We start from the raw sequence: 17,802 nt of genomic DNA, 5'->3' as shown, positions 1-17,802 counted from the left end.
GCTTTTTTTAATAATATATTTTCAAGAGAAAAAAGCTCAGATACTTTGATACATAGTTAATGCAACTTCTTTTCTTCAATATATTCCATCAATAATTCGGCTGTACTACCTGTCAACTTTAAACAATTGCGCAAATGTTCCTTAGAATTAAAAGGATAACGATTTAAAACACGACAACAAGATCCCCCAAATTTTTCGCTGAATTTATGGTGAAACTCCTCGTTTATATTATAAATAGGTGCCAAACTCTGACGGGTATTTACACGACCTTGTAAAATACCCAGCACCATAACAGATGCAGCCAGAGCCCCGCAAACACATCCCGCATGTCCTATTCCACCGCCAAATCCAGTCCCAACTTTCAATGCTTCATCACTCAAATCAAGGTTAAGTTCCTGTCTAAAAGCCCGCAATACAGCTTCTGCACAATTATAACCTTCTTTAAAATACTGACCTGCTAACTGTTTTACATCAGATGAACATTCTGTTGTACTCATTTTTTTATCCCCTCTCTCATAAATCCAGATAAACAAGTATCTTAGCATATTCTCGCAACTTTAATCTTGCAATTATACTAAACAAAGCTTATTTCCTAATAAATTTTGTTTTGAACATATGATCATTTATAGTATAGACGTTTTAACTGGAATAATCAACCTAAAACACTTTGCAAAAAATGAGTTAGCATGGCACCCGGTTTCCATGCTAACTCATTTTCAGTGATATAAATTCATCAATTTAGGGAACAACATATCCGATGATGATAGACCACTATGGTCATAATCAAATGATCATTCTTATACAACATTCACTTCAGCGTATGCTAGTAACGATGCATCACAAGGAGGAATAAATAATCATCTTCGCTTGACAATTCGTCTAACAAAATTATATAGTAATTATGAAATATATTCCAAAAATTAATTTTAGTACTGAATTTTTATTTGGCTGTAAAAAAGGAGTGGATAAAGAATGATTAAAAAAACGTTCTTGTGTATGGCTACTGTCGTCCTATTATTGTTAACAAGTGCCTGTGGGAACACCCCTGCCCAAACTTCCAGCCCTCCCCCTATTGAATTAAACGTATCAGCCGCCTTAGGTTTAAAAGATGCCTTACTAGATATCCAAAAAGAATATGAACAGAGCCATCCCGCGGTAAAAATTATTTACAACCTGGCCGCCGCCGGAGTATTAGAATCCCAAATTGAACAAGGCGCGCCAACGGATATTTTCATTTCCGCTGCTAATAAACAAGTAGATGATTTAGCAAAAAAAAATCTGATTGACGCTGCTACCCGCAAAAACCTTGTCAGTAATAAACTGGTATTAATTGTTCCTAAAGACTCATCACTAGGCCTAAGTAGCTTCAAAGATTTAGCCAAAAACAGTGTTATTCATTATGGACTTGGCGAACCGAAAACGGTTCCGGCAGGTCAATATGGCGAGGAAGTCTTGAAATATCTTGGAATTTGGGAAGAAGTAAAAAATAAAGCCGTACTAGCAAAAGATGTTCGCACCATTCTATCCTATGTAGAAACAGGCAATGCAGATGCCGGAATCGTATTTTCCACAGTGGCCGCTACAAGCGACAACGTAACCATCGTGGCAACTGCACCACCTAATTCTCATACGCCAATCATATTTCCTGGTGTCATATTAAAAAATTCCCGACAACCTGAAGCTGCCCAGGAATTTTTAAATTATCTCACCAGTTCAGCTGGAATGAAAGTATTTCAGCAATACGGATTCCAAATAGCCCAATGATTTTTCTAAAACAAGAGCTAGGTTAGTCCTAAACTAACCTAGCTCTTGTTTTATCCTATTTACCGCTATGTCACCCTGTCATTGAATTAGAGGCTCTGTGTGAATCTTTTCTTTGTTATTTTTTTAAACTAAACTCCTGAATCGCTCGGTCTATTTCCTGTGCCAAAGCAGCCGGTAATCCCTCAATATTTACATTGAGAAAACCGCGAACAATCGTAGCAACGGCTTCTTCCTCGTTTAACCCGCGTGCCATCAGGTACTCAATCTCTTCTGGCGCAATCTTCCCTACTGCCGCTTCATGACTGAGTTCCGCATTGCTTGTCCGGGCTTCCAGTTCCGGTACTGCATGAATAATGCCCTGGTCCGATAATAGTAACCCGTGACACTCGAGGTGAGCTTTAGTTTCAGGCGATATCCCTAACAAATGCCCCCGATTAATGACCACTCCACCGGTGCTAATCGTACGAGCAATAATTTCCGATTTCGTTCCCGGAGCCGCCAAAATTGCCCGCCCGCCCACATCCATATGTGAGCCAGGCGGTGCAACCAAGATAGAGTTAATCCGGGAAACCGCCCCTGATCCCACCAATTTGGTTGTCGGATACATTTGTAAATCTTTTACCGGACGCATGCAGATGTAATTTGAGATATACAAACCATCTTCCTCAATAATTACTCCAGTACGAGGTCGAACTGCAATGTCCTCACCCCAGCGATGAAGCATGGTAAAGGTCAATTTCCCGCCTTTTTTCACATAGAACTCACTAATGCCAATATGCATACCCTTTTTCACTAGCGGATCAGTGGCGCAACCAGTAATCACATGAAGTTCCGCCCCTTCTTCCACAATAATGATGTTATGAACATCTTGAACAAGTTCTTCCTGTCCAATGTAAAGACAGGCCTGTACGGGATAATCAATTTTTGAACCCGCAAACGCACGAATAAAATAACCATGTTCCTGGTGCAGAGCGGCTCTGGCAGTATATTTGTCAGTATCAGGCTCTACGGCCTGCCACCAGTAATCAGTTAAACCTGCATATTTTTTGAGGGCATCATCTGTGCTCAAAATTTCTACCCCCTCACTAGCCGTCGTACAGTGCACAACCGAATGATCGAGCTGCATATACGTTCCCGACCGTTCTCCTCCTGCTACTTCCATGCCAATACTCTCCAATTGCTTTTGCTGTTTTGGCGAGAGTGTGGCAAGATCAGAAATATAAGTTTGTTCCTTTCCTTTATCTGCAAAGACTGCAAAATCAATATCCGCACCAAGTACAGCTTTCTTCCCTAACGCAGCATGCGCCTTGTCTTTGATGCTTTTTGCTTCGTTCGCCATGTTTCATCCCCCTATCTTGCGCAATTCACACATTCTTCATAACCTTTTTCCTGAATACAAGACAGCATCTCCTGTGGATTTCCACTACAGGATAACGTACCTTGATACATAACATGAGCCATATCTGCCGGCACATATTCCAAAATATGACCCGTATGGGTAATAATTAAGCCTGATTTTTTTCGATCATTCCGGTATTTTTTGATGGTTTGACCATTTTTGCGCAAATCACGTTCTAAAATAACATTAGCCGCCTGCCCTACAACAGCGATATTTTCAATATCAACACCTGACTCCGGTTCATCCAGCATAACCAAGTCTGGCTGCTGAGCCATCAATTGCAGCAATTCGGAACGTTTGATCTCGCCACCGGAAAATCCTTCGTTCACGCCTCGTTCCAAAAAGGTCAGCATATTGGTTTTATCGGCCAGCTTGTCCACATCAACCTGATCTTTCCCGCAAATTCTTACCATTTCGCGCACCGTAAGCCCACGGAGTGTCGGCGGTCGCTGAATCATTACTCCAAGTCCCCGACGAGCGCGTTCATCTACGGCAAGATTCGTTATGTCCTGTCCTTTAAAATAAATTTTCCCGGCAGTAATGGTATATCTGGAAAACCCCATGATCGCACCTAATAATGTTGACTTTCCCGTACCATTCGGTCCAAACAGCACATGTATTTCACCCGGCTTGATATGCAAATTGACATCATGCAATATCGGACGGTCATTGACTGCGACCGATAAATTTTCTAGTTTTAACAACTGCCTCTCCCCCAATTGATTGCGTAAACACTCGCATTTATTACTTTTTATCTTCCCTTTCCATGAAAAGCTTAACGCTGCCTACAAAACTATTCAACAAACAAATTCATAGCAATAATTTATAATTAATTCGTTTTCGTTCTAGACAATTCCTCCATCAAAACTAAACCCCTTTAAGATTATTGCCTAACAAACTATTCGAATATACAAACACGATTTTTCTACAGTTTATCCAAAGATATCATCTAGAATCGTTTTTCGAAAAAAGGAATTGCATTGTTTAACAAAGAATGATTACAGGAATAGTTCACCGAAACGGAGGTATATTATGATTACACGTATTATTCGTGCTCCCCGTCCCAATACCATTGCTTTGTTATTACGACGGATGCCACCAGAGGCAAGAAAACAAGTAGAAGATACTCATTTTGATGCGATCGGTCTCATTCAGATGGATCTTCCTAGCTTATTTTACTACACAGATATCGGCCAAAAAGCCGGGAATGTTATCGCAGTAGAAATTATCGGAAACTGTCCACAACATGTGAATACTGTGGCTTTATTAGGCAGTAATGAGGCAGTGAATGCGGCAGTTACAGCAATCCATACCGCCGAAAAGCAAAAATAAATTTAGCATTCCTTGACATTTCTCGTTTAATATTATATATTGTTTATGAAATATAGTTCATAATTTGAAAGGAGTACTATGGGCCGTCCATATAAAGAACGTCGCGTAGAACAATTGCCGCCTGTTACACACTACAAGCCCGCAGGAATTCCCTTACGCACCCTTGAAGAAGTCACGTTAACTGTGGAAGAAATGGAAGCCATTCGCCTAGCGGATATCGAACAATTGGATCAGGCTGCTGCAGCGGAGCGAATGGAAATATCACGTCCTACCTTTCATCGTATTGTTAGTATGGCCCATCAAAAAATAGCTGCCGCATTATGGCAGGGGAATGCAATACGGGTAGGCGGTGGAAACTTTCGCATTGCTCACCGTTGTCAGACAGGTCTACGTCATTTTACATGTCGGACCTGCGGTCATAAATGGACCTTGCCTCATGGTACAGGACAACGTTGCCATGATCTAACATGCCCAGCATGCCAAGCTTCCACTGTGAGTCGTGACGAGGAATAAAAAATTTTAACCTTATTTATGAAATATATTTCATGCATTTTTATCACCCCGAAAATGTGGGTTCATCCAGAATACGACGACTAATGTTTATAGATTTGTTATCTTAATTTTTTTAGCTTAATTATGAAATATGGTTCAACATTCAAAGGAGGAACTCCTATGCTGATTAGCATTGCCAGCGGCAAAGGGGGAACTGGCAAAACCACGTTAGCTCTACTGCTTGCCACCGCGTATTCAAATATTACCCTAGTCGACTGCGATGTTGAAGAACCAAACTGTCATTTATTCTTACAGCCCGAATGGCAGAATCCCAGTCGTGAAGTTACCATTACAATCCCGCACGTTAACTCCTCTTTATGCAATGGATGCGGTACTTGCTCTGCCGTCTGTTTATTTAATGCCTTCGCTATTTCCGGTAAAACCGCTTTACTATTTGACGAACTTTGCCACAGTTGTGGCGGCTGCCTGCTCGCTTGCCCTAAAGATGCCATAAGCGAAGAACAAAAAAATATTGGCACCCTTATGATCGGAAGAGCTGCGGCGCATCCCGGCATTCACCTAGTAAGCGGCGTACTCCAAGTTGGTACTCCCAGCGCCGTCCCGCTCATAAAAAAAATGAAACAAGAAACCGCCAACCTTACCGGCGATGTGTTGCTAGATTGTCCGCCCGGTACTTCCTGCTCAATGGTAACAGCCGTCAAGGACAGTAACTTTTGCATTCTTGTCACTGAGCCAACTCCCTTTGGTCGACATGACCTGGAACTTGCCATGAATATCACCCGGTTACTCCAGATTCCGACTGGCGTGGTAATTAATAAAAGCGACGCAGCCACTGGCGACGAAATCATCGAAGCATTATGCGAAAGCCGCCAAATTCCTGTATTGGCCAAAATTCCACACAGTCTGTCCTTTGCCAGACAATACGCCGCAGGACACATATCTGATGAATTCCGCACCGTTTCATCCAGTATTTGGAATCAACTCAAAACAGAAAGGGGCACGACAAAATGAAGGAATTAGTCATTGTCAGTGGCAAAGGTGGCACAGGTAAAACCAGCATCAGTGCTGCCCTCGCCTTTCTGGCCCCGCAAAAAGTACTTGTAGATTGTGACGTAGATGCAGCTAATTTTCATTTAATAAGCGGCGCTATCATTCGTGAAACCCATGAATTTAAAGCCGGGTTTGAGCCACGCGTTAATGAAAAAACTTGCACTCACTGCGGTATATGTACCAAATTATGCCGATTTAATGCCATTACTAACGGTGTTATTACTACGCCGCTCAATTGTGAGGGTTGCGGCGTATGCGCCTTCAATTGCCCGGACCATGCCATCAACATGCAGGAAAAACAAGCAGGACACTGGTTTGTATCGGATACCCGCTTGGGTTGCCTCATTCATGCCGAGCTTGGCCTAGCAATGGAAAACTCAGGAAAGCTGGTCAGCAAAGTACGGCAAGAAGCAAAAAAGATTGCCGAGAATCAGCATCTGCCACTCATCATCACCGACGGACCACCCGGTATCGGCTGTCCGGCCATCGCCGCTTTATCCGGCGCTAGTTTAGCGCTTGCCGTCGTCGAACCGTCGGCCTCCAGTATGCATGATGTAAAGCGGCTAGTCGATTTAGTATCCCATTTTGACTTGCCACTTGCGGTATGTATTAACAAAAGCACCCTACATTCAGAAAACACCCAAGACCTTATCTCCTGGTGCGATCATAACGCCATTCCCATTGCCGGACAGATTCCTTACAGCAATATCTTCCACAATGCCGTCCAATCTGGCAAAACTGTGCTGGAAATGCCGGAGAATAGCGAAGTCAAAGACTCTCTAATAAAACTTTGGCACAACTTGGCAGCCCGCCTAGATTTAACAGACTAACGATAAGAAAGTGAGGAGACACATAATGAAAATTGCCTTTACGTCGCACGGCGACGACCGCCATGCAGCAGTCGATTCCCGATTTGGCCGAGCTGACTATTTTGTCCTCTATGATGAGGAAAACAAGACCTGGGATTCTCTGCCCAACACGCAGAACGTCGAAGCTGCCCATGGGGCAGGCATTCAAGCAGGTCAGACCCTGGCAAAAACAGGAGCCAAAGTACTTATTACTGGTCATGTTGGCCCTAAAGCCTTTAAAGTGCTGCAGGCCGAGCAAATCGCCATGTATTCCTTGGGCGAGATGAATGGCACTGTAGAAGAAGCGCTATCAGCCTTTCTATCCGACAAGCTGACAGCCATCGCCATACCCAACGCACTGGATTTAAAAAAATAGCAACATAATCACATGCCGATTACAGGCATTATCGAAAATATGAGCAGTTTTATCTGCCCTACCTGCGGCAGTCTACATGAAATATTCAAAAGCGGGAAAAAACCGCATCTGACTGGAATCTTCCCTTCCTGGGACGACTTCCCATCGATCCCAGTGTAGTCACTGCTGGCGATGCTGGCCAAACAATCAACAGTCTAACCAGTCATACTAAAGAAGAAATGCAACATATTATTAATCAATTTCTTCATCAGCTTCCAAAAAAACAGAAAGGTGTTGACAACATTATGAAAATTGCCATTCCCTTGGTAAACGGAAAACTTTGTACTCATTTTGGTCACTGCGAAAAATTTGCCATCGTAACTGTGGAGGATAGCAAAATCGTGAAACAAGAAACTCTGACTCCTCCGCCCCATGCGCCTGGCGTCATTCCGAACTGGGTCGCCGACCAAGGCTGCACAGATATTTTAGTTGGCGGCATGGGCGAAGCAGCTCAATCCATTTTACAAGAACGCGGTGTAAAAGTCTTATGCGGTGCTCCAGCAGACACTCCTGAAAATCTGGTTGCTCTCTATCTGCGCGGTGAACTTATTGAGTCAGGCAATGCCTGCGACCATGACCATGACGATCATGAACACGGTCATAACTGCGGCAATCATTAAGTAAGTCATATAGGCGCATCTACGCGGATATTCATCTGACTAGATGCGCCTATATCTATACAAAGTACACCCATCATCACGATAGGAGTGAGAGAATATGACATTATTGGAAGAGGCAAAAATAAAGCTTTCTCAAATAGCCAAAAACCAAGATTGGTCTGATACAGAAAAAGTGATCATTGTATCAGCCCGTCCTTTGACTCCTGATGAAGCCATCGGAAAACCGGATCGCGACGATTATCCTCTGCTCACTGGAAAAGAAGTCATGATGGAAGCGCGGTTTCGTGCTGGAATCGGCCAAGCCTTTACCGATCAACCCGGACAATTTGAAGGCACGCTCAGCGAAGTACTCCAATTGCCGCTAAACACCAATTTTCACAGAGCTGTGTTTGTCGCAACCCTGAATGCTATTCTTCATAATTTAGATCAAGTAAAAGCAACCGTTCATTGTAAAGACAAGGAACCTGCCCTATGCGCGCAAAAATTGCCTTCCTACATTCAGAAACAGTATGGCAAGCCTAAAATTGCGTTTATCGGCTTCCAGCCTGCCTTAATTCAAGCTTTACACGATGCGTCATTCGACTTGCGTGTCACCGATCTAAACCCCGATAACATCGGCCAAATTCGTTGTGGCGTTCGCATCGACGATGCAGCTTTCAATGCCAAAAACGCTCGTTGGGCAGATATCATTCTGTCTACCGGTAGTGTCCTTGTCAACGATACGTACCATGAATTACAGCAAGAAAAAACGCTGATTTATTACGGCGTAACTGCAGCAGGACTAGCAAAATTATTTCATTTACCTAGAATTTGTTTTTACGGCCACTGAATCATTAAAGATGAAAAAGAAAGGAGCCTTCAGGGAACTTGAGTGAAGTAACCGTTGGATTAACGCTACAATTTCCCGAAGAGATAGATTAAATTGCCTGAATCATAACCACCAACGGGTGATTTTCACTGAGACTGTAAACCTCTATTACTTGCCAACGTCTAAAGGCGCTGGCTTTCATTTTGTTTAAATCACTGTGGTTTTTACACCTTTGCTATCCCTCAAGGGATGTTGGTACTACTTCACTTTTCCCCCTTAAAGGGTTTTCATATTCTCATACACTTAACTTATCTAATGCCTGATCATGTTTTTCTTGTTCTTGTATATATTTTTTATAGTGGCTTCATTCAATCCTACCGTGCTAACATAATAATCAGTAATACCATTCCTCTTCAACAGCTACAAATGACCGCTTATTTTACTTCAACATAGCTTTAATTTCATCTTTTCCAGGCACTTTACCGGCGACTTTCACAACGCCATCAACCACCAAAGCGGGTGTGGTCATGACACCGTACTTCATAATCTCTTTAATATCTTCCACTTTCGCAAATTCAGCATCAATACCCAGTTCTTTCGCTGCTTGTTTTGCTGCATTATCTAACGCATTGCATTTTTGACAGCCCATACCTAAAATTTCGATTTTCATGTTCATTACCTCCCCATTATTTTAAAAATTTAAGGATACTTTGACTGTGCCCAATCTGTTCACTCAGAGTTTTTTCTGCCGCCCCTACCACGTCCATCACCGATGGATACGCAATATAATAAATAACTTTCTGCCCATCTTTATGAGAATCAATAATCCCCTGCTTTTTCATTACGCCTAAGTGCTGTGACAAATTGGACTGCTCAATATCCAATTCCTCAATAATCTCGCAAACGCAACGCTCACCCTGTTCCAGCGAGTGAAGAATTTTAATCCGGACCGGGTGAGACAGCGTCTTAAAAAAATCTGCCGTCAGCTTCACTACAATGTCTTCCGCCATCCTAACAACCTCCTACTAAAATCACATTAAAGTCTTGACTTAATGCCTTATACTTTAAGAATGCTAATTATTTTATAATATGATTAAATTATAATATTAAAAAGATATCCTGTAAAGATAATGGACACCGCTAAAATAGCAATAAAGATCGCAATCAGTTTTGGTTTCAACACATTGCGCAAAATGATCATTTCCGGAAAGCTCAAAGCTGTTACTGCCATCATAAATGCCAGTGCTGTTCCGAGGCTCATACCCTTTTGGATCAGTGCTGTAACAATCGGAATCACTCCAGCTGCATTTGAGTATAAAGGAACACCAATTAAGACCGCCATCGGTACCGCCCAGATATTATCCTTACCTGCATACTGAATAAGGAAATCTTCTGGTGCATAGCCATGGATAAAGCCGCCAATACCAATAGCAATAATAACGTACAGCCACACTTTTCTTAAAATTTCTTTGGTATAGTCCTGGGCATATTGCAATCGATCAGAAAAAGACTGTTCGGCAATCTCCGTATCGCCCACTTTCATTTGATACACATAGTCTTCCACCAAATGCTCTAATTTAAATTTACCAATCAGATAGCCGGCAATAATCGCAATGATAACACCGGATAAAATATAAATAGCCATGATTTTCCATCCCAACAATCCCCAGAGCATAATAACAGCCACCTCATTGACCATCGGCGATGAAATTAAAAAGGAAAAGGTAATTCCAAGCGGCACACCAGACTCAATAAAACCAATGAACACAGGCACGGCAGAACAGGAACAAAAGGGCGTAACAATCCCGAGCAGTGCAGCCACAATATTCCCGTAGAACTCCCGCTTGTGGCTGAGAATTTTTTTCGTGCGCTCGGCTGGAAAATACGAACGCAGTAACGATACGCCAAAAATAATAATCGACAGCATTAAAAAGATTTTTATGCTGTCATACACAAAGAAATCAATTGCTTCGCCAAGCGTGCTCCCAGGCACTAGGCCCAACCATTGATATACCAAAAGATCGGCGAATTCTTGTAACATACTAACACCTCCATGAGTTTACAGCAATCTTTGTACATCCCCGCTTGATATACTCCCAAGCTTCCGGCTCAATACGAAGATTCATCTCTAATTCCCCGTACATATTCTTTATTATAAGCGCCACAACTCAAACAGTAGTTTTCCAGAAATTACGTACAGTAATTTCTCCTTCGTTCATCCCTTCACTTTAATATTATATCTTTATAATATTATAATATAATGTATTGTAAAACGCAAGACGCTTTCTTCCTATGTAATTTTTTTATCACCAAGTGACTTGATTCTTTCATTCGTTTTACAATTCATCCAATCCTTCAAACTGCATATTATAATATTTGGCATACAAACCATTTTGAGACAACAGTGTCCCATGATCTCCCTGCTCCTGAATACCGTTGTGGTTAATGACAATGATCTCATCCGCGTTCCGAATGGTACTGAGGCGGTGAGCTACCACAATAGTGGTCCGGTTTTTCGAAAGACGTTCCAGAGATGCTTGAATAAAACGTTCACTTTCGTTATCCAGAGCAGAGGTGGCTTCATCCAAAATCAGGATTTTAGGGTTCTTCAAAAAGACGCGGGCGATAGCGATACGCTGTTTTTGTCCCCCGGAAAGGCGGGTGCCCCGTTCCCCCACATAACTGTCGTACCCATCAGAAAGGCTCATAATAAAATCATGAATATTGGCGTTTTTCGCCGCCTCAATAATTTCTTCGTCCGCAGCATCCGGTTTGCCGTAAGCGATATTGTCCCGAATAGTGCCGGCAAACATATATACATCTTGCTGCACAATGCCGATGGCACTGCGCAAGGACTTGAGAGTAACATCTCGAACATCTTTGCCGTCAATCAAGACAGCTCCTCCGCTGACATCATAAAACCGGGGCAAAAGGGAGCAAAGAGTCGTCTTACCACCACCGGATGGTCCCACCAAAGCTACTGTTTTTCCGGCGGCAATAGAAATATACACGCCATCGAGCACTTCTGTATTTTGATACCGAAAGGAAACATCCTGATAAACAATATGGCCCTTGACATTTGTCAGCGGCATGGCATCCGATTTTTCCAAAATCTCCGGCGTCGTATTCATAACTTCCAAGAATCGTTTAAAGCCGGAATACCCTTTCTGAAACTGCTCCGTAAAATTGATCAACACATCAATGGGATTCATAAAAATTCCGATATATAAGGCATAAACCGCAAGATCGGAAACCTCCAGCGTGCCGTTGGCAACAAAAAAGCCGCCGCTGACCAGCACTGCCGTATACAATAATCCCTGAAAAAGACCATTTCCCGCCTGAAAACTCCCCATGATTTGATAGCTGCCGACCTTCGAATCCAAAAACTGCAAATTACTATTGCAGAATTTTTCCCGTTCTAAATCCTCGTTAGCAAAAGATTTCACAACACGAATACCGGAAAGGCTGTCTTGTACCCGCGAATTCACCCCAGCAATCTTTTTCCGGTTATCCATAAAAACGGCTTTCATCTTCCTGTTTTTATAAATACTAAAAAGAATCATGAGCAGAGTAACAAAAAAAAGAATTAAGGTCATTTTGACATTGAGAAGCAACAACAGAACAAAAGACCCGATAATTTTCAGCGTGCAAATAAAAATGTTCTCCGGCCCATGATGAGCCAGCTCGGAAATATCAAATAAATCGGACACTAACTTTGACATCATCTCTCCAGTATTGTTGCGATCATAATAAGAAAAGGACAGCCGCTGGTAATGGTCAAACAGGTCCTGACGCATATCGCTTTCCATCCGCGCCCCCATAATGTGTCCCCAGGTGGTAATAAAATACTGGCAGCCATAGCGAATTCCGTACATGACACTCATCCCGGCAGCCACAATCCCCAGTACCTGCGTAATTTCCACCGCACTCCGCGTAAAAATACCATGGGTAAGAAAATAGAGGATCTGAGGAAATGTAATATCCACCAGAGAAACTATCGATGCACAAGTCAAATCGGCATAAAATAACCATCGATAGGGTTTATAATATTGAATAAATTTTACCCAAATAGACATAAAGACCTCCGTTTATCATAGAACTAATGCAATTCAAACTTTCAGCCCAAAATCACGACTTGCACATGAGAACGCAATATCCGTCCAATAGTCATATCTTACCACACTAACGTCCTTCGAAGCAAAAGACCTGCAGTTTCGCGAGCCGATGCAAATTCAACCTCAAAAAGGGCAAATTGAATTTCTTCAACCTGCCCTTTCTTGATCCTATGCATAATTTCAATTCCACTCCAAGCATTAGCTTGACTTTTCGAAGCATTGTTTCGCCTGAAGTTGCAGCCCTCCAAGGGGCATATTATTCCGACTGTAAAAGAGTAATCTCTCATATGTATATTTCGTTACGCATATTTTATAATTTTTTTTACCGCAAGCATAATATCTTTTTCCGTAAGACCATATTTTTCTAAAAGGTCTTTCGGCGATCCGGATTCTCCAAAGCTGTCCTGAATCCCCACCATCGCCATTTTTGTCGGGCGCTCCTGCGAAAGCACTTCACTGACAGCGGAGCCGAGTCCGCCGATCACACTGTGTTCTTCCGCGGTTACAATCTTCCCTGTAAGCTCTGCTGTTTCAAGAATCAGCGTTCGGTCAATCGGCTTAATCGTATGCATATTGATGACTCTGGCTTCTATGCCTTCTTTCGCGAGCTCCGCGGCTACAGCCAGCGCTTTGCCAACCATAATGCCTGTCGCGATAATGCCCACGTCTTTGCCTTCCAAAAGGATTTCCCCTTTGCCCCAGTTAAACTGATAATGCTCATCATGAAGATCTTCCACGGCTGCACGCCCCAGGCGAATATAGACCGGACCGTAGTACTGCACCGCTGCTTTCAGCACTTCTTCCGCTTCTTTCGCATCTGCCGGATTGATGACGGTCATGTTCGGCAGGCTGCGCATCAATGCGATATCTTCAACTGCCTGATGGCTTCCTCCGTCTTCACCGACCGTAAGCCCGGCATGTGTTGCCGCAATTTTTACGTTGAGCTTCGGATAGGCGATGGAATTACGGATTTGCCCAAAAGCTCTGCCTGCCGCAAATACCGCAAATGTACTTGCGATTGGCACTTTACCGCTTGCCGCAAGACCTGCCGCTGTTCCCATCATATCCTGCTCGGAAATCCCCATATCAAAATAACGCTTGGGTGCAGCTTCTTTGAAAGACATCGATTTTGTCGCGTTTCCAAGATCCGCATCCAGTACAACGACTTTTTCATTTTTATAAAGTTCGGTTTCAAGAATTTTGCCATAGGCTGCTCTTGTTGCTATTCCCATTATGCTTCGCCTCCTGTAAGTTCTTCCAAAGCCTGACGGCACTGCACTTCGTCCAGTGCCTTTCCATGCCAGCCTACCTGGTTTTCCATAAAGGATACGCCTTTACCTTTTACAGTCTCGGCAACAATAACCGTTGGACGCCCTTTGGTATGCTTAGCCAGCTGAATGGCCGAACAAATTTCTTCAAAGTCATGCCCATTGATCTCAATCGCATTCCAGCCAAAAACACGGAATTTTTCGGCGATCGGCATAACTTTCATGACCTCGTCATTTGTACCGTCAATCTGCAGTCCGTTGTGGTCAACAAAAAGCGTGAGATTATCGAGGCCGTAATGGGCGCTTGACATCACTGCCTCCCAGATTTGGCCTTCCTGCAGTTCGCCATCTCCGACAACCACGTAGACACGCCAGTCCGCCTGATCGAGTTTAGCCGACAGCGCCATTCCATTAGCTGCCGAAAGACCTTGTCCCAAAGATCCGGTCGACATATCGACGCCTGGAATGCGTTTCATATCCGGGTGTCCCTGCAACATAGCACCGCATTTTCTGAGCTTCATAAGCTCTTCTTTCGGGAAATATCCCCGTTCTGCAAGCACCGCATAAAGTGCCGGAGCACTATGTCCTTTTGAGAGTACGAATCGATCCCGCGTTTCCAATCCCGGATTTTTTGCATCGATATGCATCGCGTCAAAGTAGAGAACTACAAGAATATCGGCAACCGAAAGCGATCCGCCCGGATGCCCGGAGCCTGCGGCAGCAATCATCTGCACAATATTTTTCCGCACCTGCTTGGCTCTACGTTCAAATTCTTCTTTTATCATGATTTTCTTTCCCCCCACAAAAAGTATTCAGCCTTTATCTGCCCGCAACGCTGCAGGCACATCGCGTCTCCTATTTTTCTTCCCTTTTTGTCTCATAATCCATCATATGCTGCACACGTACCGAGTACTTTCCCCCTAAATGCTTGGTAGTGAGCCAGACCCTTGTGAACTCCCAGGCGATAGGCTCCGCAACAACGCGTGCACCCATGCAAAGAACATTCGCATCATTATGCGCCCGTGTCATCTCTGCTGAAAAAAGATCCGATACAAGAGATGCACGAATGCCCTTTACTTTATTCGCCATCATAGACATGCCAATGCCTGTCCCGCAAATCAAAATGCCTTTTTTCTCCGCCGGATGCGCTGCGACGTCTTCGCCGACAGCCACCGCATAGATACCTGCATCAACAGAATCCTCATTGAACGGCCCCTTGTCCTCTACAAGATAGCCTTTTTCTTTCAAATTTTTTATAATGAACTGCTTCATCCGGTATCCGGCGTGATCGGATCCGATTACAAGGATCGGTTTCAATTTCAACATCTCCTTACATTACTCTTCCGGATGGAAAATGATTTTCCCAAAATGCTCTTTCCGTTCTGTTATCATTTCAAAGGCCTGCGGACCTGCACTCAGCGGATAACGATGTGTAATCAACGGTCCAATTTTCAGCTGTCCGTTCTTAATAAAGTGCACACATGTTTCCCATTCCTGTCCAGGAAACGGTGCCGAAATCGTATTCCATGAGCCAAATACCTGCAATTCGTTGCGTACAATCTTTTCAAAATAGAGGCGCTTTACCAGGACATCTCCATATGGAATGCCAACAAACAAGACTTTACCGCCTTTACCCGTCAGAGAAAAGGCTTGTGCGGATGTGATGGGTGTGCCGGCAGATTCTACCGATATATCCACTCCCTTATTATCCGTAACCTTATAAACTTCTTCAAACGGCTCTTTGCCCATGGAATTGATGGTAATATCGGCGCCGACTTCTTTTGCCATTCCAAGTTTTATATCATCAATATCGATGGCAATAACCGATTTTGCGCCAAAAATCTTTGCCCACTGAATAGCCAAAAGCCCAATCGTCCCACATCCGATAACCGCTACGGTATCACCGGCTTTAATCCCTGTTTTATAATAACCGTGTATCACTACGCAAGATGGTTCAACAACAGCTGCATCGTCATAATTTACATTGTCCGGTACCGGCACAATATTTTCTTCCGGCAATACAATATATTCTGCAAACGCACCATAGCGGTGCGCCCCAATAACATCCAGGTGTTCACACTGCGCATATTTTGCTTTTTTGCAGGAATCGCATTCTCCGCAGTAAAGAGCCGGACAGGCAGTTACCTTTTGGCCTTGTTTCACTTTCGTTACATCTGCGCCAACTTCTATGACCTCGCCAGAAAATTCATGTCCCCATACCATACCTGGAACATACGGTCCAAGTTTTGCATAGCGCGAAGTATCGGATCCACAGATACCTACAGCCTTTACTTTGACTTTTACTTCTTTGCTGTTCTGGATGACCGGATCTTTTGCATTCTCAAAACGAATATCTCTTGCGCCATAAAATTTTAACGATTTCATTCAACCCATCTCCCTAACCTTGATTACTCAATGTTAGCATGGCGTTTCGCCATGCCAACATTTCCATTCTTATGCATAAAACCAATACGCATGCTGATTCCATCCAGCAACAATAAAAGCATTTGTTCAAACAAACTTCCTAAAGGCTGTACACTAGCTTTTGATAAAGAAAATTTTGTAGCCGACTCAATCACAATCAGCGGTTTTTGTATTTTCGCCATTCTGGATGCTGAATCCGCGGTAATCGTGACAACAGATGCGCCGCTCCCCTGCGCAAACCGGACAGTTCTGCACACACTTTCGGTTTCTCCGGAGGCCGAAGCCACAATCAACAAATCACCTTTCCCCACAGACGGCGTAATCGTCTCCCCAATGACATAAACCTCATAATCGAGCTGCATGAGCCGCATAGCGAAAGCTTTCAGCATGAGGCCGCTGCGACCTGTCCCGTAAACGAAAATTCTTTTGGCCATTTTCATCGCCGCAACGAATGAATCGGCTTCCATTAACTCAAGTCTCCTTACAGCTTCCTGTAATTCTTCAACAATACAATTTAACTCTTTCATCCTGCACCGCCTCAATGAAGCCCTAGGACTTTCTGTAATTTTTGAATCCGATCTTCGATCTCGTTTCCAAAGACATACCCGCCGGACACAAAAACGTTTGCTCCGGCCTTCAGACAAAGCGCTGCCGTTTTGTCATCAATGCTGCCATCGACTTCAATATCAATTTTCTTATCTCCAACCATGATTTTTACGGCTCTTATCTTTGGCAGCATTTCCTGCAGAAAAGTTTGTTTTCCATCCCCGGGGTTTACCGTCATGATCAGTACCATATCCACTAAATCCAGGACATATTCAATCGTAGCCGTGCAGGTCGCCGGACTCAATACAACGCCGGCCTTTTTCCCTCTGTTTCTTATCAGTTGCAGACAGTGGTACAGCATCGCCGTGGATTCCTGATGCACCGTAATGATATCGGCCCCGGCATCGATAAAAGATTCAATATAACGCTCAGGGTGTACGACCATCATATGCACATCCAACGGAATATGCGTGCTTTTCTTCAACATCCGAATATGATCTCCACCAAAAGCTAGGCGGTTTACAAATGAACCATCCATCACATCCACATGCAGAAGATCCACGTTATTCTTTTCCAATACAGCAAGCAGTTCTTTTAAGTTCACAATATCTGCTGCAAAAATAGACGGCGATAACTTTATTTCTTTCATAGTAATAATTCTCCTTTTCTGCTTGTAGCCAGCCCCAGACTGCTATTTTTT

Annotated in this window: 22 protein-coding genes and 1 pseudogene; 9 read left to right on the top strand and 14 right to left on the bottom strand. The window is 43.5% G+C overall.

The window, feature by feature from the left end; translation table 11 throughout:
• Window positions 1–56: 56 nt before the first annotated feature.
• On the bottom strand, window positions 57–497 hold the full coding sequence (locus tag Ga0466249_RS11895; protein ID WP_215829672.1) for a C-GCAxxG-C-C family (seleno)protein: 441 nt from the start codon (window positions 495–497) through the stop codon (window positions 57–59).
• Between the two features lie 475 nt (window positions 498–972).
• Between Ga0466249_RS11895 and modA the strand changes: the two genes are divergently transcribed.
• On the top strand, window positions 973–1,764 hold the full coding sequence (gene modA, locus Ga0466249_RS11890; RefSeq protein WP_215829671.1) for a molybdate ABC transporter substrate-binding protein: 792 nt from the start codon (window positions 973–975) through the stop codon (window positions 1,762–1,764).
• A 115-nt stretch (window positions 1,765–1,879) separates the two neighbouring features.
• Here modA and Ga0466249_RS11885 read toward each other — a convergent pair whose 3' ends face one another.
• Together Ga0466249_RS11885 and Ga0466249_RS11880 are read right to left on the bottom strand one after the other, a co-directional pair.
• Window positions 1,880–3,103, bottom strand: a complete 1,224-nt coding sequence (locus Ga0466249_RS11885; protein ID WP_215829670.1) for a SufB/SufD family protein — start codon at window positions 3,101–3,103, stop codon at window positions 1,880–1,882.
• A gap of 11 nt (window positions 3,104–3,114) precedes the next feature.
• Complete coding sequence (locus tag Ga0466249_RS11880) at window positions 3,115–3,867, bottom strand: ABC transporter ATP-binding protein (RefSeq protein WP_215829669.1); 753 nt, start codon at window positions 3,865–3,867, stop codon at window positions 3,115–3,117.
• A 328-nt stretch (window positions 3,868–4,195) separates the two neighbouring features.
• On the opposite strand from Ga0466249_RS11880, the gene Ga0466249_RS11875 reads away from it, so the two are divergent.
• The 8 genes from Ga0466249_RS11875 (at window position 4,196) to Ga0466249_RS11845 (ending at window position 8,770) form a co-directional block, all read left to right on the top strand.
• A complete protein-coding gene (locus Ga0466249_RS11875; protein WP_246588656.1) occupies window positions 4,196–4,495 on the top strand; it encodes a hypothetical protein in 300 nt (99 codons plus the stop codon).
• A 78-nt stretch (window positions 4,496–4,573) separates the two neighbouring features.
• Window positions 4,574–5,008: a DUF134 domain-containing protein gene (locus tag Ga0466249_RS11870; protein ID WP_215829668.1), complete on the top strand. Its 435-nt coding sequence runs from the start codon at window positions 4,574–4,576 to the stop codon at window positions 5,006–5,008.
• 159 nt (window positions 5,009–5,167) lie between these two features.
• A complete protein-coding gene (locus Ga0466249_RS11865; protein WP_215829667.1) occupies window positions 5,168–6,019 on the top strand; it encodes a nucleotide-binding protein in 852 nt (283 codons plus the stop codon).
• On the top strand, window positions 6,016–6,888 hold the full coding sequence (locus tag Ga0466249_RS11860; protein ID WP_215829666.1) for an ATP-binding protein: 873 nt from the start codon (window positions 6,016–6,018) through the stop codon (window positions 6,886–6,888). The genes Ga0466249_RS11865 and Ga0466249_RS11860 overlap by 4 nt, the downstream gene beginning before the upstream one ends.
• A 25-nt stretch (window positions 6,889–6,913) precedes the next feature.
• Entirely contained in the window at window positions 6,914–7,282 is a 369-nt protein-coding gene (locus Ga0466249_RS11855; protein ID WP_215829665.1) for a NifB/NifX family molybdenum-iron cluster-binding protein, read from the top strand.
• Between the two features lie 12 nt (window positions 7,283–7,294).
• Window positions 7,295–7,441 (top strand): P-loop NTPase, encoded by a 147-nt coding sequence (locus Ga0466249_RS27790; protein WP_376769297.1) that lies wholly within the window; start codon window positions 7,295–7,297, stop codon window positions 7,439–7,441.
• A 125-nt stretch (window positions 7,442–7,566) separates the two neighbouring features.
• The gene (locus Ga0466249_RS11850) at window positions 7,567–7,941 is read left to right on the top strand and encodes a NifB/NifX family molybdenum-iron cluster-binding protein (protein ID WP_215829664.1); all 375 of its coding nucleotides are present in this window, start codon (window positions 7,567–7,569) and stop codon (window positions 7,939–7,941) included.
• Between the two features lie 97 nt (window positions 7,942–8,038).
• On the top strand, window positions 8,039–8,770 hold the full coding sequence (locus tag Ga0466249_RS11845) for a Rossmann-like domain-containing protein (protein WP_215829663.1): 732 nt from the start codon (window positions 8,039–8,041) through the stop codon (window positions 8,768–8,770).
• A gap of 274 nt (window positions 8,771–9,044) precedes the next feature.
• On the opposite strand, the pseudogene Ga0466249_RS11840 reads toward Ga0466249_RS11845, so the two are convergent.
• From Ga0466249_RS11840 to rpe, 11 genes and pseudogenes are all read right to left on the bottom strand, one after another.
• Window positions 9,045–9,142, bottom strand: a pseudogene (locus Ga0466249_RS11840) (IS200/IS605 family transposase); the annotation flags it as partial.
• Window positions 9,143–9,188: 46 nt separating this feature from the next.
• The gene (locus Ga0466249_RS11835) at window positions 9,189–9,419 is read right to left on the bottom strand and encodes a thioredoxin family protein (RefSeq protein WP_215829662.1); all 231 of its coding nucleotides are present in this window, start codon (window positions 9,417–9,419) and stop codon (window positions 9,189–9,191) included.
• Window positions 9,420–9,435: 16 nt separating this feature from the next.
• On the bottom strand, window positions 9,436–9,759 hold the full coding sequence (locus Ga0466249_RS11830; RefSeq protein ID WP_215829661.1) for an ArsR/SmtB family transcription factor: 324 nt from the start codon (window positions 9,757–9,759) through the stop codon (window positions 9,436–9,438).
• Window positions 9,760–9,842: 83 nt separating this feature from the next.
• On the bottom strand, window positions 9,843–10,790 hold the full coding sequence (locus Ga0466249_RS11825; RefSeq protein WP_215829660.1) for a permease: 948 nt from the start codon (window positions 10,788–10,790) through the stop codon (window positions 9,843–9,845).
• 295 nt (window positions 10,791–11,085) lie between these two features.
• Complete coding sequence (locus Ga0466249_RS11820; protein ID WP_215829659.1) at window positions 11,086–12,825, bottom strand: ABC transporter ATP-binding protein; 1,740 nt, start codon at window positions 12,823–12,825, stop codon at window positions 11,086–11,088.
• A 338-nt stretch (window positions 12,826–13,163) separates the two neighbouring features.
• The gene (locus tag Ga0466249_RS11815) at window positions 13,164–14,096 is read right to left on the bottom strand and encodes a transketolase family protein (RefSeq protein ID WP_215829658.1); all 933 of its coding nucleotides are present in this window, start codon (window positions 14,094–14,096) and stop codon (window positions 13,164–13,166) included.
• On the bottom strand, window positions 14,096–14,917 hold the full coding sequence (locus Ga0466249_RS11810) for a transketolase (protein ID WP_215829657.1): 822 nt from the start codon (window positions 14,915–14,917) through the stop codon (window positions 14,096–14,098). The genes Ga0466249_RS11815 and Ga0466249_RS11810 overlap by 1 nt, the downstream gene beginning before the upstream one ends.
• Window positions 14,918–14,987: 70 nt before the next feature.
• Entirely contained in the window at window positions 14,988–15,449 is a 462-nt protein-coding gene (rpiB, locus tag Ga0466249_RS11805) for a ribose 5-phosphate isomerase B (protein WP_246588655.1), read from the bottom strand.
• A gap of 18 nt (window positions 15,450–15,467) precedes the next feature.
• Window positions 15,468–16,517, bottom strand: coding sequence for a galactitol-1-phosphate 5-dehydrogenase (locus Ga0466249_RS11800; protein WP_215829655.1), 1,050 nt, complete (start codon window positions 16,515–16,517; stop codon window positions 15,468–15,470).
• A 23-nt stretch (window positions 16,518–16,540) separates the two neighbouring features.
• Window positions 16,541–17,083: a 6-phospho-3-hexuloisomerase gene (gene hxlB / locus Ga0466249_RS11795; RefSeq protein WP_215829654.1), complete on the bottom strand. Its 543-nt coding sequence runs from the start codon at window positions 17,081–17,083 to the stop codon at window positions 16,541–16,543.
• An 11-nt stretch (window positions 17,084–17,094) separates the two neighbouring features.
• Window positions 17,095–17,751 carry a ribulose-phosphate 3-epimerase gene (gene rpe / locus Ga0466249_RS11790; RefSeq protein ID WP_215829653.1) on the bottom strand — a complete coding sequence of 219 codons (657 nt, stop codon included), beginning with the start codon at window positions 17,749–17,751 and terminating at the stop codon, window positions 17,095–17,097.
• Window positions 17,752–17,802 lie beyond the last annotated feature (51 nt).

The sequence above is a fragment of the Pelorhabdus rhamnosifermentans genome (assembly GCF_018835585.1).
GTDB lineage: Bacteria > Bacillota > Negativicutes > UMGS1260 > UMGS1260 > Pelorhabdus > Pelorhabdus rhamnosifermentans.
The sequence above is the reverse complement of the archived record's forward strand: the minus strand, read 5'-3'. Positions and strand labels throughout refer to the sequence as shown.

Bases quoted from the DNA above. Each gene is read 5' to 3' on its own strand.
- Ga0466249_RS11895 (WP_215829672.1), bottom strand. From the start codon at position 497: ATGAGTACAACAGAATGTTCATCTGATGTAAAACAGTTAGCAGGTCAG.
- modA (WP_215829671.1), top strand. From the start codon at position 973: ATGATTAAAAAAACGTTCTTGTGTATGGCTACTGTCGTCCTATTATTG.
- Ga0466249_RS11885 (WP_215829670.1), bottom strand. From the start codon at position 3,103: ATGGCGAACGAAGCAAAAAGCATCAAAGACAAGGCGCATGCTGCGTTA.
- Ga0466249_RS11875 (WP_246588656.1), top strand. From the start codon at position 4,196: ATGATTACACGTATTATTCGTGCTCCCCGTCCCAATACCATTGCTTTG.
- Ga0466249_RS11870 (WP_215829668.1), top strand. From the start codon at position 4,574: ATGGGCCGTCCATATAAAGAACGTCGCGTAGAACAATTGCCGCCTGTT.
- Ga0466249_RS11865 (WP_215829667.1), top strand. From the start codon at position 5,168: ATGCTGATTAGCATTGCCAGCGGCAAAGGGGGAACTGGCAAAACCACG.
- Ga0466249_RS11860 (WP_215829666.1), top strand. From the start codon at position 6,016: ATGAAGGAATTAGTCATTGTCAGTGGCAAAGGTGGCACAGGTAAAACC.
- Ga0466249_RS11855 (WP_215829665.1), top strand. From the start codon at position 6,914: ATGAAAATTGCCTTTACGTCGCACGGCGACGACCGCCATGCAGCAGTC.
- Ga0466249_RS27790 (WP_376769297.1), top strand. From the start codon at position 7,295: ATGCCGATTACAGGCATTATCGAAAATATGAGCAGTTTTATCTGCCCT.
- Ga0466249_RS11850 (WP_215829664.1), top strand. From the start codon at position 7,567: ATGAAAATTGCCATTCCCTTGGTAAACGGAAAACTTTGTACTCATTTT.
- Ga0466249_RS11845 (WP_215829663.1), top strand. From the start codon at position 8,039: ATGACATTATTGGAAGAGGCAAAAATAAAGCTTTCTCAAATAGCCAAA.
- Ga0466249_RS11835 (WP_215829662.1), bottom strand. From the start codon at position 9,419: ATGAAAATCGAAATTTTAGGTATGGGCTGTCAAAAATGCAATGCGTTA.
- Ga0466249_RS11830 (WP_215829661.1), bottom strand. From the start codon at position 9,759: ATGGCGGAAGACATTGTAGTGAAGCTGACGGCAGATTTTTTTAAGACG.
- Ga0466249_RS11825 (WP_215829660.1), bottom strand. From the start codon at position 10,790: ATGTTACAAGAATTCGCCGATCTTTTGGTATATCAATGGTTGGGCCTA.
- Ga0466249_RS11820 (WP_215829659.1), bottom strand. From the start codon at position 12,825: ATGTCTATTTGGGTAAAATTTATTCAATATTATAAACCCTATCGATGG.
- Ga0466249_RS11815 (WP_215829658.1), bottom strand. From the start codon at position 14,096: ATGGGAATAGCAACAAGAGCAGCCTATGGCAAAATTCTTGAAACCGAA.
- Ga0466249_RS11810 (WP_215829657.1), bottom strand. From the start codon at position 14,917: ATGATAAAAGAAGAATTTGAACGTAGAGCCAAGCAGGTGCGGAAAAAT.
- Ga0466249_RS11800 (WP_215829655.1), bottom strand. From the start codon at position 16,517: ATGAAATCGTTAAAATTTTATGGCGCAAGAGATATTCGTTTTGAGAAT.
- hxlB (WP_215829654.1), bottom strand. From the start codon at position 17,083: ATGAAAGAGTTAAATTGTATTGTTGAAGAATTACAGGAAGCTGTAAGG.
- rpe (WP_215829653.1), bottom strand. From the start codon at position 17,751: ATGAAAGAAATAAAGTTATCGCCGTCTATTTTTGCAGCAGATATTGTG.